Source organism: Symmachiella macrocystis, from assembly GCF_007860075.1.
Classification (GTDB): Bacteria; Planctomycetota; Planctomycetia; order Planctomycetales; family Planctomycetaceae; genus Symmachiella; species Symmachiella macrocystis.
Genome location: NZ_SJPP01000001.1, coordinates 2,117,399 through 2,132,696 on the forward strand (window position 1 = coordinate 2,117,399; position 15,298 = coordinate 2,132,696).

Here is a 15,298-nt window from a genome sequence, read left to right on the forward strand (position 1 = left end):
TACCAGCTGTGGCAAGGTCTCCCGACCTTGCCACCTTCACAACAGCAGGTCTCTACAGGTAGTTTCAAAACCCATGCAAAGACCCGGCTGTTATTCGTCAGTGCTGGTTTCCTCAATCAGACGCCGCACGATTTCCTTCGCGCTGATGCCCTCCGCTTGCGCAGCAAACGTCGTGATCACCCGGTGCGTTAATACCGGAGCGGCGACTTCCTGAATATCTTCCAGCCGCACCATGTAACTACCCATCAATGCCGCCCGCGCTTTGGCAGCCAGAATCAGATTTTGCACCGCCCGCGGACCGGCTCCCCAGGCCACCAGCGGCTTCAGCCATTCGGGTGCGGAGTCGCCGGCTGGTCGCGTCTGCCGCACCAATCGCGCGGCGTACGTATAGATATGATCGGGCACCGGAACGCGGCGTACTAGATTTTGATGGGCGATGATCTCCGCCGCATGCACCAAGTGTTCCAATTCCGGCAACGCATCGCCGGTTGTGGTCCGGGCGATTTTCACTTCCTCGGCTTCGGAGGGATAATCGAGTTCGATCAAGAACATAAACCGATCCAATTGCGCTTCAGGCAACGGATAGGTTCCTTCCTGCTCGACCGGATTCTGCGTCGCTAGCACCAGGAATGGTTGTTCCAGCGGAAACGTTTTTCCGACAGCGGTCACTTTATGCTCTTGCATCGCTTCGAGCATCGCCGCTTGGGTCTTGGGAGGAGCGCGGTTGATTTCGTCGGCTAACACCATATTGGCGAAGACCGGGCCGTGCACGAACTGAAATTCTCGCCGCCCGTGCTCGCTATCCTGCAGAATATCCGTCCCGGTGATGTCCATCGGCATCAGGTCGGGAGTAAACTGAATTCGGCTGAATTTCAGCGACATGGTTTCGGCCAACTTGCTCACCAAGAGCGTTTTGGCCAGCCCCGGCACCCCCATCAACAGAGCATGCCCGCGGGCGAACAGGCAGATCGACAAGCGTTCGATCGTTTCTTCCTGACCAACGATGACGCGCCCCAACTCCGTGCGGAGCCGACCATAAAGGTCGCGCAGATCGTCAATCGCCTGGACATCGTTTTCCGAAAGCTTCATTTCCGGCAGCGCTACAGATTCCGGCATGCGTGCTCCTCAATTGTCAATCAAACTATGATGAAACAGTCCGTGCCCACTGGGCCAATAGATATGGCGTACAAGTGTAATTTGTCTAATCAATCTACGCGATTTCCAAGTTATTCGCAAGCGGCGGCCATTTATTAAACGCAGAGTTAGATCCTCCTGCGTCCTGCCCAGACAGTCAATCCCGCTTTGGCGGTCGTGACAATATTGTCACAAAGTCACCTAGCGAAACATTTGACCGCACGTTTTTCGAAGCCTGCCTCTTCGCCGATACTTAAACGGGTAACTGGCCTACTATTTCTTTCAATAGCACGATTTTTTCGCGACTCAGCGGACTTGGGGCAAAATTCGCCCCAATGTGATTTGCGCGGAGCAGCGCCAATTCATCGGCGAAGTTACCAAATTTTTAAAAGATGCAGTACGAATTCGCCCTTTCTGCGTGTGGAATAACCCACCACGGCGCCGATCGCCTCAGCGTGGGACGCGCGCCGGCCGAGTTTGGTTCCAAATTTCTCGCTCCCGAGCACCAATCGTTGAAAATCGACCTGGCGGACAAACCGCAGCTATTCACCAAGACGCAGCATGTGCACCCTATATCACGCGATTCGTAGATCGTTGCCTCAAGAATCGCCCGGTCGCGGTGAGACGTGACCGGTCGAAATGATATCGTGCGTCTTCCGAGGTAGAGGATTATTCGATCGGCCCCCAATTATTCACATCAAACAATTCGTCGGGAATCTCCGCCTCGAAGTCGACGTAGAACCGCAAAAACGTATCGTTGGTAGTTCCGTCGTCCAAGTTCACAGAGTTTTGAAGCTCGCGGACCACTCGGGGATACCACAGGCCGCTGGGCGAAACGGCCAATTCTTCCATCTCCACGCGGCCTCCGCGGGATTGATCCGCCTGCCCGGTCTTCAGCCATTGCGTTTGCTGAACCACATACCCACGCGACGGGTCCACCCAATAGCGGGCACCGCGAATTCGACCGGGTAATTTCGAGGGACTCTTCTTTCGCGAATCCACAAGCACAGTCCGCGGCGGGCCTTCGGTAGGATGTGCGTCGACGTTGATTTGAAAACCCCAGATGCCCGCACCGAACAGGAACGGATACGCGTGGAACTCCGGCATGATGCGGTAGTCGCGCGGCCGCGGGTCGGTCGTCCGCGGCCGAAATGTATTCGTAGCGACAGGTTTGTACGATACGATTAAAATATAACGAGGGTTACTCGGGTCAGGCTGACGGGGTTGTACCTTGATCTTTTCGAGTCGAATTTCCTGTGTACCATCCGAGACCGACTCCGGCATCTTCTCCCACTCATAGCCCCGTTCTAACCACCATGAGCGGGGTTCTTCCCCCTCGGGGACTTCGTCCGCATGAGGGCCTTGCCCCAATCGAACGGGCTGCCGCAATTGCTCGACGCGCCATTTCAGCCCTTGACGCCACACCTGATAGACCAGAGAACCATTGGCATGGTGATCGGCGGAATTCGATTCTACCACGACCGCGCGGTAAGAATCGAACTCGGTCCGCCCCGTTTTCAACGCGGCCAGAATGCGTTCCTGATCGGGGCTGGGAGTCTGATCGAGAACCTCCACGTCGCGGGGAATGCCCAGCGCATAAATGGTCTGCGGGCCGGTCGCTGGAAAATCGACCCGGCAAGAAAAGACCCGCGTCTTTCCGATTTTCGATTCCCACGCGACCGGAAGTTCAGTTTCGGGGTCCACGCGAAGCACGGTTTCGGTCGGTTGTTTATTTTCGGCAACGCGCGTCGTGAAACGATGTTCGATGAAAATATCATCGCCATCGTGGATCGTCTGCTCCGTATGGCCGGTGATCTCCAGTTCCTCTGCGGCAGCTCCCTGCAACGGACGTCCGAAGAAGAGAGAATTCAACGTGCTTTCACCGGACGAGAATTGTTTCCGCTGGTCTTTATCGATCGGCAGCCGCGACAACAACGGATTCCCTGCCCCATCCTTCTTGTAAAACTCGATCGTGTCTTGCCCCACATTGGCGAAGAGCGTTTCCGCCACCTCTTTCCGCCCCTGGCGCATGGCAATGATTCTATGTTTAGGGGAATACCACATCTCGATGGCAACTCCATTCGGTCCCTGACCTTGGGCGTGCAGCCAGGTTTTATTGGAGACCGCTTTGACGACATCCGCCAAAACCGAGCGGTTTCCTAAGTGCCAAATGAACGCAACCATCACCACCGCCGCAGTGCCGACAGCAAAGCCCAGCCAACGCCGCGGCACCCATCGGCCGCGATGTCGCGACCGTTCGGGGGGCGCAACGGAAACAGACGGGATGTCCAATGCCCGGACAATCGCACGCTGCAACACTTCATCCGGAACTTGCTCCGCACGCACGGCTTCAACCGCCTCGCGCAATGGCGATTCCAAATGTTCTTCATTGTTCAATGCATTAGCGTTGGTCACAATTGGGCTCCTGGAGAGTTTCGGTGAGCGCCGTCTTCAGATTCCGGCGAGCCTTGGAGTGAGCAGTCGAAACCGCGCCGACCGTGGTTCCCAGCGTAGTGGCAATCTCTTCGCGATTGAGATGTTCAAAATAGAACAGCGAAAACACGGCCGCCTGCTGTTCGGGAAGTTGGCACAAGCAGCCTCGCAATCGATCGGCCAACTCGCGCGCTAGCATGCGATCGTGGGGCGCTTCAGCGGTGTCCACAAGATGGTCTTCCGTCAGCGGCGCATGCGAACGTCGTCGCCGAAGTTTGTCGAGCGAACGCAACACAGCCAGCCGCCGCAACAACCCCGGCCAGTTAGCCACTTGTTGAGAGGCTTGAATTTGCCATGCTTCGCAGAACACATCCTGGGTCACGTCTTCAGCATCGGGAAGGCCGCCAAGAATGCGAACGGCAATTCGCAAAACGGCTGGTCCGTGCTCGCGCACCAGGGCATCCCAATCGGGCATGATTGTCCTTATTTAGAAAATCGGTCGTGTGAATCATCCGTTCTAATGACCTTGTCGTACCAGAACGAAAAACCTTACCAATTCTCCGACCTTAATGTTTTGGACAACACAATTGGCTGCTCTCAGGCAGCCAGCTTCCATGCGGCGACGGCGTGCGGCGACTGCCCGACCTAGGCAGCTGGGTTCGTCGTTTACGGCGAGACGATTTCCCCTTCGCGAAACTCGACCTCTCGGCCGACGGTTTCGAAATCCAGGCCGGGCAGATCAACCACCGGCCAGAGTTCATACTTTCCAGTAAAACTTCGGGGTATGGACCACGAATTGCCATTCTCACCAAGAACGATTCCGTTGCGAACTGGCCATGTCGCCACGGGACGTTCGTTGGAATCGAGCACAATGAGACCGGGGGGTGCTACGATTTCTCGATCTTCGTTGTACAAATAGTTCTCGCCGCGGTTGCCAACAATCTGCATGCGAAGTTTCACCATGCGGGCGCGATTTTCTTGCGGTTCAACTTCCAATTCAACACGGAGCGGTTCCCCGAACTCGAACTTCAATATTTCACCTTTGGCGACGACCAGTTTGGGGCGATCTTTGTCGATGCGGGAAACCAAGCTCCACTCCAAGGACTCCCCTTTGGGTGACGTGAGTTCGACAGAATGCACCTCGTAAGCACCAACAATTGCCTCGGCCCGGCCTTCATTGAAAACCAAGTCCAATGTTTGCGACGACGACCGCACTGACACACGTTTGATGTGCGGCGATGCTTCAAGCACGCCCACCGGCGGATCGGCTGCTGCGACTTTAGCACGTGATCCATCAGGACTGGGAACAATCGAAAACCACCGCCCAGCCACAGATGTGAACCGGCTTAAAGGGAACGATTCATTTTTTTTCGGGTCATCGAAACTGCGGAAACGGCCATCGCCGTCCAAATCGATCAGCAAGCGATCCCCTTTAAACAGCTTGGGTTCGTAATCGTTGTAGCGGCCGTTGCTGTTCAGATCCAAAACGATGAACTTGTGTCGACGCCCCTCGAAATCTGCCTCACCCAGATAGTATGAACTGTTGCGAAGATTGGCGTGGACCTTTTTTTGCGGGTGTTTTTTATCCCGATACCGGAACGCAGTGAAATCGACGTAATAGGGAGTGATGATGTCACCGTTTGCCACCAACAAACGAATCCGCACGGGCTTCGTTTTAGATGAGGATCCCAACGTGAAAGGAAACCGTTCCGTTTCGGGGTCAATGCGGTTATCGTTGTCCGCATCGGCATAGACGACGTCGTATCCCTGATCCGTGCCGTCGCTCTCATCGATCACGAATGTAAACACACGGTCATCCGCCTCGCCAAACTTGGCAGCATAAAACACCGGATTCTCCGACACCAACTCCGGCAGCTGCAACTCCGGTTCCTGGCATTTGTCGTGCGGGTGTAACCATTGGCAATTGCCGTAACCGTGTTGCTCATTACCGTCCTGGCCAGCAAGTTCCATTTCGATGGTTTGCGGCGAGTCGGCGCGGGTTGGTGTTGCTGAGCAGGCGAGCGTCATGAAAATAAGGCACTGTGCGAGCAGGACTGAGATATGCCGCTGCCATTTACGCTCTGTTCCCATCGTCATCTGCCCTTGAAATCATGAACGCGATTCATCTTGGGTAAATTCGATCCGCCGAGGACAGCCTAACCTACACCACCGGCAAATCCCACTCCTTGCGATACTCACGCCCCAACAGCGCGTTCGCTTCGCTATCATTTCCGCAACTCATTGTTGCCGGGTCGAATTGGATATCGCGGCCGATGCGGTAGGCGACGTTGCCGAGGTGGCACATCGCGCTGGTGATGTGGCCGATCTCGATGTCCGAGGTCGGCGTCTCGCGGGTCTTGATGCAGTGGATGAAGTTTTCGTGGTGCGTCCGCGCTTGGTCGCTGGTGTCGGAGGTGGGGGCGTCTTTTTGATCGTAGACTTTCCAGCCGCCGCGATCGACGATCAGCGTGCCGTTGTCGCCGTAAAAACCGGCGGCGGCGCTGCGGCCTTCTTGACCGTGATTCGTCCACAACCGATGCTCCCAAGTGATCATTGCATCGTCGTAGCGATAGTGCACCAAATGCGTGTCGGGTGTCTGTTGGTCGTCGTCAAAATAAAACTTGCCGCCGCTGGCCGAAACGTGATTCGGCAAATCGACACCCATTCCCCAACGGGCGATGTCGAGCATGTGCACGCCCCAGTTGCCCATCTCTCCGGTGCCGTAATCCCAGAACCAATGCCAGTTGTAGTGGAAGCGATTGGGATTGAACGGACGCGATGCTGCCGGACCCAGCCACATGTCATAGTTCACACCGGCGGGCGTCGGCGCGTCCGCTTTGTGGCCAATCGGTTTTCGCGTGTGAATTGTCCAAGCTTTGGCGAGTCGAACCTTGCCCAGTTTTCCGCTACGGACGTAATCGACCGCCGACTGAAAATGCGAACCGGACCGTTGGTGGATACCCGACTGCACGACGCGATTGTGCTTGCGAGCTGCCTCGACCATGCGGACCCCTTCCAGCACGTTGTGCGAGACCGGTTTTTCGACATAAACATCTTTGCCGGCTTGGCAAGCCATGATGGCAATCAATGCATGCCAATGATCGGGTGTGGCAATCACGACCGCATCGATCGATTTGTCGTCGAGCACTTTGCGGAAATCGGTTTCGAATTGCGGAGCTTTGCCCTGCGCATCCTGAATTGATTTCGCAGCGCGGGGCAGCAGATTTTCATCGATATCACAAACCGTGGCGAGATTGACGTCGGGTAGCGACGCCATGCTGGAGGTCACAAACTTGCCCTGTCCGCGAATTCCAATGCCGGCAACATTGATCCGCTCATTGGGCGCCGCTTTAGCAACCGCTCCGGCGCTCGCCAATCCCACCATCCCCACCGCCATGCCAGCGGCGTTCTTGGCGCTGGAATTGAGAAATTGGCGACGATTGATCGGAGGATTCACAAAATCGATCGGCTGCATATCAGTCATCAGAACTTCATCCCATTGGTCAACGTGTCATCAAAATAACGCAGAGACTCTATTATGGCGCCCCCGTGAGGGGATTCCAAGGTTGAAAAGGCTTGAGGCGTGAGGGTACAGGCTTGAGGATCAGCCGTTGCAGTGTTTTTCTGGCCACCGGCCACTCGCCACTGGCTACTTAATCAGGCTTTAGACCGCAGGCTGTCGGGTGGGAAAGGTTTACGTCGTGCAAGCCACGGACACTTCTCTTTCTGTCTACCGTCTACTGCCTACTAATTACACTCCGCCACCAACGGACCGGCGAGTTCCTCTAGGTAAAACAGTTTGCCCGGTAGTGTCGGCATGTAGCTGGAGGGGATCCAGGTGCTGGGGCCGTGGCGGAGTGTCATCCATAGGCTGAGGCCTTGCCACATCATGCCGCGACCCAGGATGCCGTCGGCGCCGCCGATGATTTTGTCGGCTTGCAGGAATAACCCTGGGCCGATTGTGTTGGCGAAGGCGGGCACCAGGGTGGTGCGGCTTTTGAAACTGGTGATCGCGTTTTGCTCGATGGTCAGCGGATGCAGTTTTGCGCCGATGCGGTGCGTCTGCGCTTTCCACTCTGCTTCGGTATCATACTCAGCGGCAAATTGCGGTTCCCAAAACGCGATGTGACAGACGCGGCCGATTCCAAAGATGACACCCAGTTTCGCCCCCGCTGATTTGAGGTTGCCGATTTTCTCGCCGAAGGTCGGCAGGTTTTCTTTGGTCGCAAAATTGCGCTGTGTCTGTGGAACGGTCAAGTCCCCGAGCGGTCCGTAGAACGCTTGCTCCATTGCATATTGAAACGCGCCGCTATTGTCCGAGGGCAGCGTGTTGCCGTCGGCATCACTCCACTCGTCCATATTGAAACCGTGTACATGATCACAGGCGACACCCCATTGCTGGAGGAAATAGACCGCCCAGCGATACATGCCCATGGGACCGACAGGAAGAATCAGCGCCAGTTGCTCACCGGCGTCGCGACTGAGCCGAATGGTGTGGGCGATTTCATGCCCCAGCATCGCATCGAAGTCACCGACGTTCGCGCAAGGGACCGGCGAAAACTCGGGATGCCAAAAACCTTGGCGATCCGTGATCGATGCCGGGTTGTCATCGACACAGGCATCGATTTTAGCCAGATCCCAACCGGCAGGAAAAAAACCTTCCAACAACGAGCCGTCAATCGTACTCAACAAGTCCATCATGCTACTCCCGAGGTGTAACGCTATTGCCGTTTGATTGGCCCATTTAGAGGCTTCTCACCACGGAGGCTGAAAGAGACCTTAGGCTTTAGACTGTAGGAATTGGCGTTGGACGATCCTGTCTTTTTCCTAAGGTCTACAGACTAAAGCCTACGACCTCTTTCAGCCTCCGTGGTGAATCATTCCCGTAATGGAAACGATTCCCATGTTAGCCGTTGGCAGCGAGGGTACAAGTCACCGCGTTAGCGGCGGATCCAGACGGTTGAGCCGACGGTTAGAAAATCGTAGACCTCGGCGACGTCGTTGTTGAGCATGCGAATGCAGCCGCGGGATTCGCTTTTGCCGATCGATTCGGGATCGATCGTGCCGTGGATGCCGAAGCTGTCGCCGATGTCGATCCAGCGTTCGCCGAGCGGATTGTCAGGACTGTCGTTGGCGATCACGCCGTCGGGACCGTAATAGACCGGGTCTTCGAGCTTGTCCTTGACGGTAAATTTGCCAATCGGCGAAGTGCCATCCTTGCCGATTCCGACGCTGTATTGCCGGACGAATTGTCCGCGGCAGAGAATGGTGAGTTGGTATTCACTGAGATCGACGACGGCATCGAACGGGCCGTTGACGATCTTCAACTTTTGACCGACGCGGATTTTGCGAGGATTCACTTGATTGAGCCGCGCCAGATATTGCCAGGAGAGTTTGTATTGCTTGGCGATCTTGCGCAGCTGATCGCCCGATTGGACAACATATGCCTCTTCATAGTGCGGTTGTGGAGAGAAATAGATCGACCGGGCCAATTGTTCCATCGGCTCTTGGAATCGCGGGCGGTCCTGCGGATGGTTCCAGTACCAAGCGGATAGCTGTTTGTGGGCGGCTAGCTCTTTACCGTTTTCGATGAGCTGGTTGATTTCCAAAAGGTGTTCCGACGAGATCGCACTGTCGGTCGTCGTGGATTGTGCAGCGGGTTCGGTTCCGGCCACCGTGATGATCGAGGCGTCCCGCGATGTCACTTGCCCACCGCTCGCCCTGCGGGCGCGGGGGGTGACGTCGATTTCTTGAGTCTCAAACACATCAGACTCAAAAACGTCCGTGCCAATCTCGGTTGTCTCGCCTGCAGCCAACTCAGTGGGCGTGGAATCAAACAATTCAACGGTATCAAAATCCGTTTGCGGCGATTCGGGCTCCGTCACGATTTCGGGTTCGGTTTCGAACACGAAATCCTGCTGCAGCGGCGGTTCAGCTGCTTCGCCGGAAGCGGATTGATTGGGAGCGCTAGCGGCGTGCGGAGCGAGCGACTCGTTGTCAGCCTCTGGGGGTGTTTGGGTGATTGCCTCTAAGTCGGGATTGGCTAGGAACCTCGGGATGCCATTCATGCGTAGCGGATCAACCTGCCAAATCACGGCGGCACCGATCCCCATTAACAAGGTGACACCTAACAGCGAGCGCATCCGTTTTTTCTTTTTCATCCGATCCCTCCTTGGATTTGTTGGCCCGTACATTTCCAAAACGGGCAAGAATCTAGCACAACTGGGGAGGTCGGTGAATGCGGGTTTTCTCGGCGCTGCTTGGCAAGGCAGCCACTCGAATCTCCCGGCGTTTTAAGATAACAGATTGGGGTTATCCGTCGTCGTAAAATCAATCGGTGAATCGGGTTGAGGCAGTGCCTCTTCCTGCTCCCGTGACCGGGCTCCGCGATCGCGGGGCATGGCGCGGCCCTCGTCGGTGAACCGCCAGGGGTGGGACTTGGGGGTCTCTCGCGAAAACAATGTTAACAAAGCCGGCAGCATCACCAACGAAACGAATAGACAAGCCCCCACGCCGACCACAAGCACGAGTCCCAAGCTATACAGCCCACGATGTGAGGCGACCATCATACTGCCGAAACCGATCATTGAGGTCAGCGACGTCAACACGATGGCATTGGTTGTGCTGGCCGACATTCGGTAATTTGCCGTTTGCTGGCGGAAGTCGTGCACAACGTGCACGCCATCGTCGACACCGATGCCGATCACCAACGGCAAGACGATCAGATTCGCCGGATTGAGATCCACTCCCAAAAGTCCCAGGACTCCCATCATCAGAGCGCCGCCGGCCAATGGAGGCAACAGCGCCAACAGTCCATCCTTGATGCTATGGAAATCGATCAACAGAACAATAAAAACGGTGATCAAAGCATAGATCGCGACTCGTTCGTAACTGGTCGCAATTTGCTGTGCTGCTTCATAGTTTTGGAGTGGCGTCCCAGTGACGTTGGGATCGACTTCACGTACTTCCTGCACAAATCTTTCCAGCGGTTCGTGATCCCAGATTTCATACGCGGGATAGATCTGCAATAACCATTTGCCTTTGTCGCTGACCATCCGTGACCGGACGGTTTCGGGGAAATCGTCGATGGTCACCGGCTGGACGTCGGAGGCGTCACGGATTTCGTAGAGCTGGCTGAGCAAATCGGCCGTCATGCGATCTTCGTAGGCGGCGATCAGTTTGACCTGTTCTTCGGCGGTGAGTTCGTCGAAGCGGTTGAGAAACTTATCCAAAGAATTTGTGGCAGCCTGAGAGAGCGGGGTGGGGAATTTCTGTAATTGTTCCCACAATTCCTCAACGCGAAGCCCCACTTTGTCAGGCTCGACTTCATACGTTTTTCCGGCAAGCTGCGCGATCGATGAGTTGCGGGGCGGTAAGTTTGCCAAGCGGACGTTGATCGCTTGCACGAGTAGCGACGTATCTTCGGAAGCGGTCTTTGGTAATTGCGAGGCCAATTCGACGACGCGTTTGACGCCGTCGAGTTTCAAGAATTTTTCTTTGAGCTCCAACGCCTGTTCCGGCGAGTCGGCGACCGAGACGGCGAACAGCAACGAGCCATCCGATTGTTCGAAGACCCGTGATTGGACTTCGACCGACTCCAGGTTTTCCGCTTGCAGGTTCAACAAATTGTAGTCGTATTTGACATTCAGCCCGTAGACACCGACATAACCGGTCATGGCTAACGTAACGGCAACCACAAGCACCGGATGCCGCGATATGAGCCGTTTGAGCGCGCGGCCTTGAAAAGGAATGGGCAATTGTCGCGGTTCGGTATGTTGATCACCCAGCGTCACTAGGGCGGGCAGCATAATGAAAGCGGCAACCACACACAGCAAAATGCCGGTGCCGGCAATGATGCCCAACTCGGCAACGCCTAAAAAGTCAGTAAACGCGGCGCAATAAAATGCCAGCGCCGTTGTAATGCCCGCAGTCACGATCCCCGGCCCCACGCTGGTCGCCGTATCCACAAGAGCCGACTGTAATTCTTCGCCCGCATGTCGCAATTCCAGATATCGCGCCAAATAATGGATCGCAAAATCGATCCCCAGCCCGATCAGAATTGCAAAAAACGAAACCGACAGAATGTTCAAATGCCCGATGATTCCCGTCGCGGCCCCCAGCGACCATGCCATCGCCACCAACAACATGGCCAGCGCCATCAGCGGATGCCGCACGCCGCGAAAACCGATGATCAAAAAGATGGCTACGCCGCCAAATGAAATTCCCGACGCCCACAACATCGCCTGTTGTGATTGCTGCATCTCGTCGAACTCAAGAACAGGGATGCCGGTCAAACCGATTTTCGCATCGGGATAACTGCCCCGTAACGTTTCGAGCACCTCTCGTAATCGTTGAATCGATGCCGAAGCGCCGGCGAAGTCGTTTTCCTCGACCACAGCCCGGACTTTGAGAAAGCCCATCGTTCCGGCGGCATTCATCAAATGAAGTTCTTGCCGGTCGGACTCGGGGAGATCCGCACCGATGGCCGACATACTCTGCCAGGGCGAAACAAAAACACTCTTCTTGGCGGCGAAACGGTCTAAGCTATTGGCGAATAGTTGAGCCTGATAAAAAAGCGGCTCCATCGCGGGGGACGGTTCATTGCTCGTTCCCGGATCGGCACGTTCAACTTGGTGGCGTAAGCCGAGAAAGATCGACGAGATGTTGAACAGACCCCACTGCCCTTTGAGTACACGGCTCAATTCATCCAGCCAGCGGTCGATCTGGTGCAACTCGTCGGTGTTCAAAAATTGCAGTCCCTTGGCGCGCAGCGCGGGGGCTTTGGCATCGGTGCGATACAGCACTTGCGAAAAGTGTTCCGTGTCTTGTTCGAGATGCCAACCCAGGTCATCGATGACTTGTTTGATGTCGTCCGGATTTTCGCCTTCGACGACGACGACCATGTCCGATTGGTCGCCGAAGCTGTCGGTATAGTTCAGCCAGCGGCGATGATATTCGGCCGACGGGTCGATCAAGTCAGCCCGTTTCGTCTTGAATCCCAGACTCATGCCGGAATAGGCCACACCGCCGGCGCCGAATGCAATCGCTATCAATAGTGCCCAGACCGGGTGCCGGATCGCCCACTCTGTGATTGAGCGCAACGGCAATTTGGCTGACGTATGCCGGCCCGGCTCAAAGGAGGAATGGGACATCAAATACGTCCAAACGGGAAATGTTGGCTTTCAATACGCGGACAACGGGATCACGACAACCATGATCGTCGCAAAAATGCCGCAGTCTGTTCGACCGAGGGACACAAATCGAAAGTCGATCATTGAGCCATATAATGGTTTAGGCCGCAACAAACGATTCTCAAATGACTTACAGCGAAGTCTTCCCATCACAGCCCGCATTCTAGTGCGAACCCCCCAATCGGGGCAAGTTGATTGTGTTTGAAGCGGATTCAGTGAACCCATGTAACGTGATGTTGCGGCGGCAATGCGATTCACTCGCCCGTTTGTCATCCCGAGCCTCTGGTTGTTATTCCCTTCGCCGAAGAGTACAACAAACCGGTGCGCCTCACCGAAATCATGCGGACCTCAACAGAGAATGAACACATGAGAATATTGGGCAAAACGCGTTTGATCCTTGCTATGGTGGTACTGACCGGTTTTTGGTCAACAGTTACAAACGGCGAGGAGAATTGGCCTCAATTCCGCGGTCCCGGTGCGCGAGGCGTTTCGGAGGAAACCGACCTGCCCACCATCTGGAGCGCCACAGAGAACGTCGCCTGGAAACAAGAATTGGCCGGCCGGGGATGGTCGTCCCCGGTAATTTGGGGCGATCGGGTTTTTCTGACCACGGTGGTCAACGAAGGAGACACCGAGAAGCCTAAAAAAGGGCTGTATTTCGGTGGCAATCGCCCCACCGTGCCGACGACCGTGCATAGCTGGAAGGTGATTTGCCTGAACCTCAACACCGGTAAGCCGATGTGGGAGTCCGTCGCCTACAAGGGGCTCCCGAAAGGCCCGCTGCATTTGAAGAACAGTTACGCCTCCGAAACGCCCGTCACTGACGGCCAGCGGGTGTATGCCTACTTCGGCAACCTGGGGATTTTTTGTTACGACATGGAAGGAAACGAAGTCTGGTCGCAACCGCTGCCGGTCACAAAAACCCGCTACGATTGGGGCAGCGCCGCTTCGCCGGTACTCCACGGCGACCGGTTATATTTCGTCAACGACAACGAAGAAGACTCGCGGCTCGTCGCACTCGATAAACGGACCGGTGACGAAATCTGGAACATAAAACGAGACGAGAAAAGCAACTGGGCGACGCCCTACATCTGGGAAAACGAACTCCGCACCGAAATCATCACGCCCGGCACGGGAAAAGTTCGCGCATATGATCTCGCCGGCAAGCCGCTCTATGAATTCGGCGGTATGTCGAGCATCACCATTGCTACGCCATATGCGGACTCCGGTTTGTTGTACGTCAGTTCGGGGTACGTGCTCGACAAAAAGAAGCCGCTGTTCGCGATTCGCCCGGGCGCCACAGGCGACATCAGCCTGGGCAAAGAAGAGACTAGCAACGACTACATCGCCTGGTGCCAAAAACAAGCCGGCCCCTACAATCCCTCGACGATTGTCTACGGCGACCTGTTGTACGTTTTATTGGATCGCGGTTTTTTTGCTTGCTATGACGCCCAAACCGGCAAACAGGTATATGGCAAGCAGCGGATCCCCAACGGCAAAAATTTCACCGCTTCGCCCTGGGCTTATGAAGGCAAGATCTTTTGCCTCAATGAAGATGGGGTCACATTCGTGTTCCGCGCGGGGCGGGACTACGAATTGTTGAGAACCAATTCGCTCACCGATGACACGATGTGTATGGCCACCCCGGCGATGGCCCAAGGCAAATTGTTGATCCGCACGGATAGCGGGATCTATTGCATCGAACAGGCGGCTAAGAAATAGCAGGGCTGGACGACTGGTCAGAGTCCATCATAATGACTACCGCGAATTGTGTTTGAAATATTATGAGCACGCTCTATCTGGTTCGGCACGCCCAAGCGTCGTTTTTTGAAGACGATTATGACCAGCTCTCGGAACGGGGTTGTGAACAGGCGCGGCAATTGGGAAAAGCGCTGGCGGACCGCCGCGTACAATTTGATTGTGTGATCACCGGACCGGCAAAACGTCATCGCGACACGGCCGCTTGGACCGCCCAAGCGTATCAAACTGCTGGTTTGCCTTTTCCCGAACCCATGGTCATTGATGAACTCGACGAACATGGCGCCGATGTCATTTTGCGACAGTCCTTGGATACGATCATCGGCGAGCACCCCCATTTGCTAGAACTGGCGGAAAATTATCGCCGCAGCCGTGAGGGCGACAACCACGATCGGAATGCGATCCAAAAACATTTTCAACGGCTGTTTGAAGCGGTCACCAAACTGTGGGTGGCTGACAAAATTGTGGTGGCCGGTGTCGAACCTTATGCGCAATTCCATGCGCGGGTATGCCTCGGATTAAAAAAAACAACAGGCAACCAACCCCGCGGTAGTCATGTTTTGGCGTTCAGTTCGGTCGGGCCGATGACGGTGATTTTGCAACAATCGCTCGGTTTGGAACACGAGGCTGCTTTACAACTCGGTTGGCGGCTGCGAAATTGTACGCTGAATCGATTTCTGTTCAGCGACGACCGGCTGACACTTGATTCGTTCAATTCCGTCGCCCATCTCGAAGACGACATCGTCACTTACCGCTAATCTCTCGAAGCTATAGGAATCCGA

10 protein-coding genes are annotated in these 15,298 nt (G+C 55.4%); 2 read left to right on the forward strand and 8 right to left on the reverse strand.

Going from position 1 to position 15,298, the window contains the following annotated elements:
- Positions 1-90 precede the first annotated feature (90 nt).
- The 8 genes from CA54_RS08265 to CA54_RS08300 form a co-directional block, all read right to left on the reverse strand.
- Positions 91-1,116 (reverse strand): AAA family ATPase, encoded by a 1,026-nt coding sequence (locus tag CA54_RS08265; protein WP_146370329.1) that lies wholly within the window; start codon positions 1,114-1,116, stop codon positions 91-93.
- A gap of 687 nt (positions 1,117-1,803) precedes the next feature.
- A complete protein-coding gene (locus CA54_RS08270; protein WP_146370330.1) occupies positions 1,804-3,549 on the reverse strand; it encodes a hypothetical protein in 1,746 nt (581 codons plus the stop codon).
- On the reverse strand, positions 3,536-4,042 hold the full coding sequence (locus CA54_RS08275; protein WP_146370331.1) for an RNA polymerase sigma factor: 507 nt from the start codon (positions 4,040-4,042) through the stop codon (positions 3,536-3,538). Before CA54_RS08275 ends, CA54_RS08270 begins: the two co-directional genes overlap by 14 nt.
- A gap of 191 nt (positions 4,043-4,233) precedes the next feature.
- On the reverse strand, positions 4,234-5,658 hold the full coding sequence (locus CA54_RS08280) for a hypothetical protein (protein WP_146370332.1): 1,425 nt from the start codon (positions 5,656-5,658) through the stop codon (positions 4,234-4,236).
- Positions 5,659-5,728: 70 nt separating this feature from the next.
- Entirely contained in the window at positions 5,729-7,051 is a 1,323-nt protein-coding gene (locus tag CA54_RS08285) for a Gfo/Idh/MocA family protein (protein ID WP_231963000.1), read from the reverse strand.
- 263 nt (positions 7,052-7,314) lie between these two features.
- A complete protein-coding gene (locus tag CA54_RS08290; RefSeq protein WP_146372321.1) occupies positions 7,315-8,265 on the reverse strand; it encodes a glucosamine-6-phosphate isomerase in 951 nt (316 codons plus the stop codon).
- A 242-nt stretch (positions 8,266-8,507) separates the two neighbouring features.
- Positions 8,508-9,728, reverse strand: coding sequence for a L,D-transpeptidase family protein (locus tag CA54_RS08295; protein ID WP_197532292.1), 1,221 nt, complete (start codon positions 9,726-9,728; stop codon positions 8,508-8,510).
- 132 nt (positions 9,729-9,860) lie between these two features.
- Positions 9,861-12,719, reverse strand: coding sequence for an MMPL family transporter (locus CA54_RS08300; protein ID WP_146370334.1), 2,859 nt, complete (start codon positions 12,717-12,719; stop codon positions 9,861-9,863).
- Between the two features lie 405 nt (positions 12,720-13,124).
- On the opposite strand from CA54_RS08300, the gene CA54_RS08305 reads away from it, so the two are divergent.
- Positions 13,125-14,480 (forward strand): outer membrane protein assembly factor BamB family protein, encoded by a 1,356-nt coding sequence (locus CA54_RS08305; RefSeq protein WP_146370335.1) that lies wholly within the window; start codon positions 13,125-13,127, stop codon positions 14,478-14,480.
- 62 nt (positions 14,481-14,542) lie between these two features.
- Positions 14,543-15,274 (forward strand): histidine phosphatase family protein, encoded by a 732-nt coding sequence (locus tag CA54_RS08310; RefSeq protein ID WP_146370336.1) that lies wholly within the window; start codon positions 14,543-14,545, stop codon positions 15,272-15,274.
- Positions 15,275-15,298 lie beyond the last annotated feature (24 nt).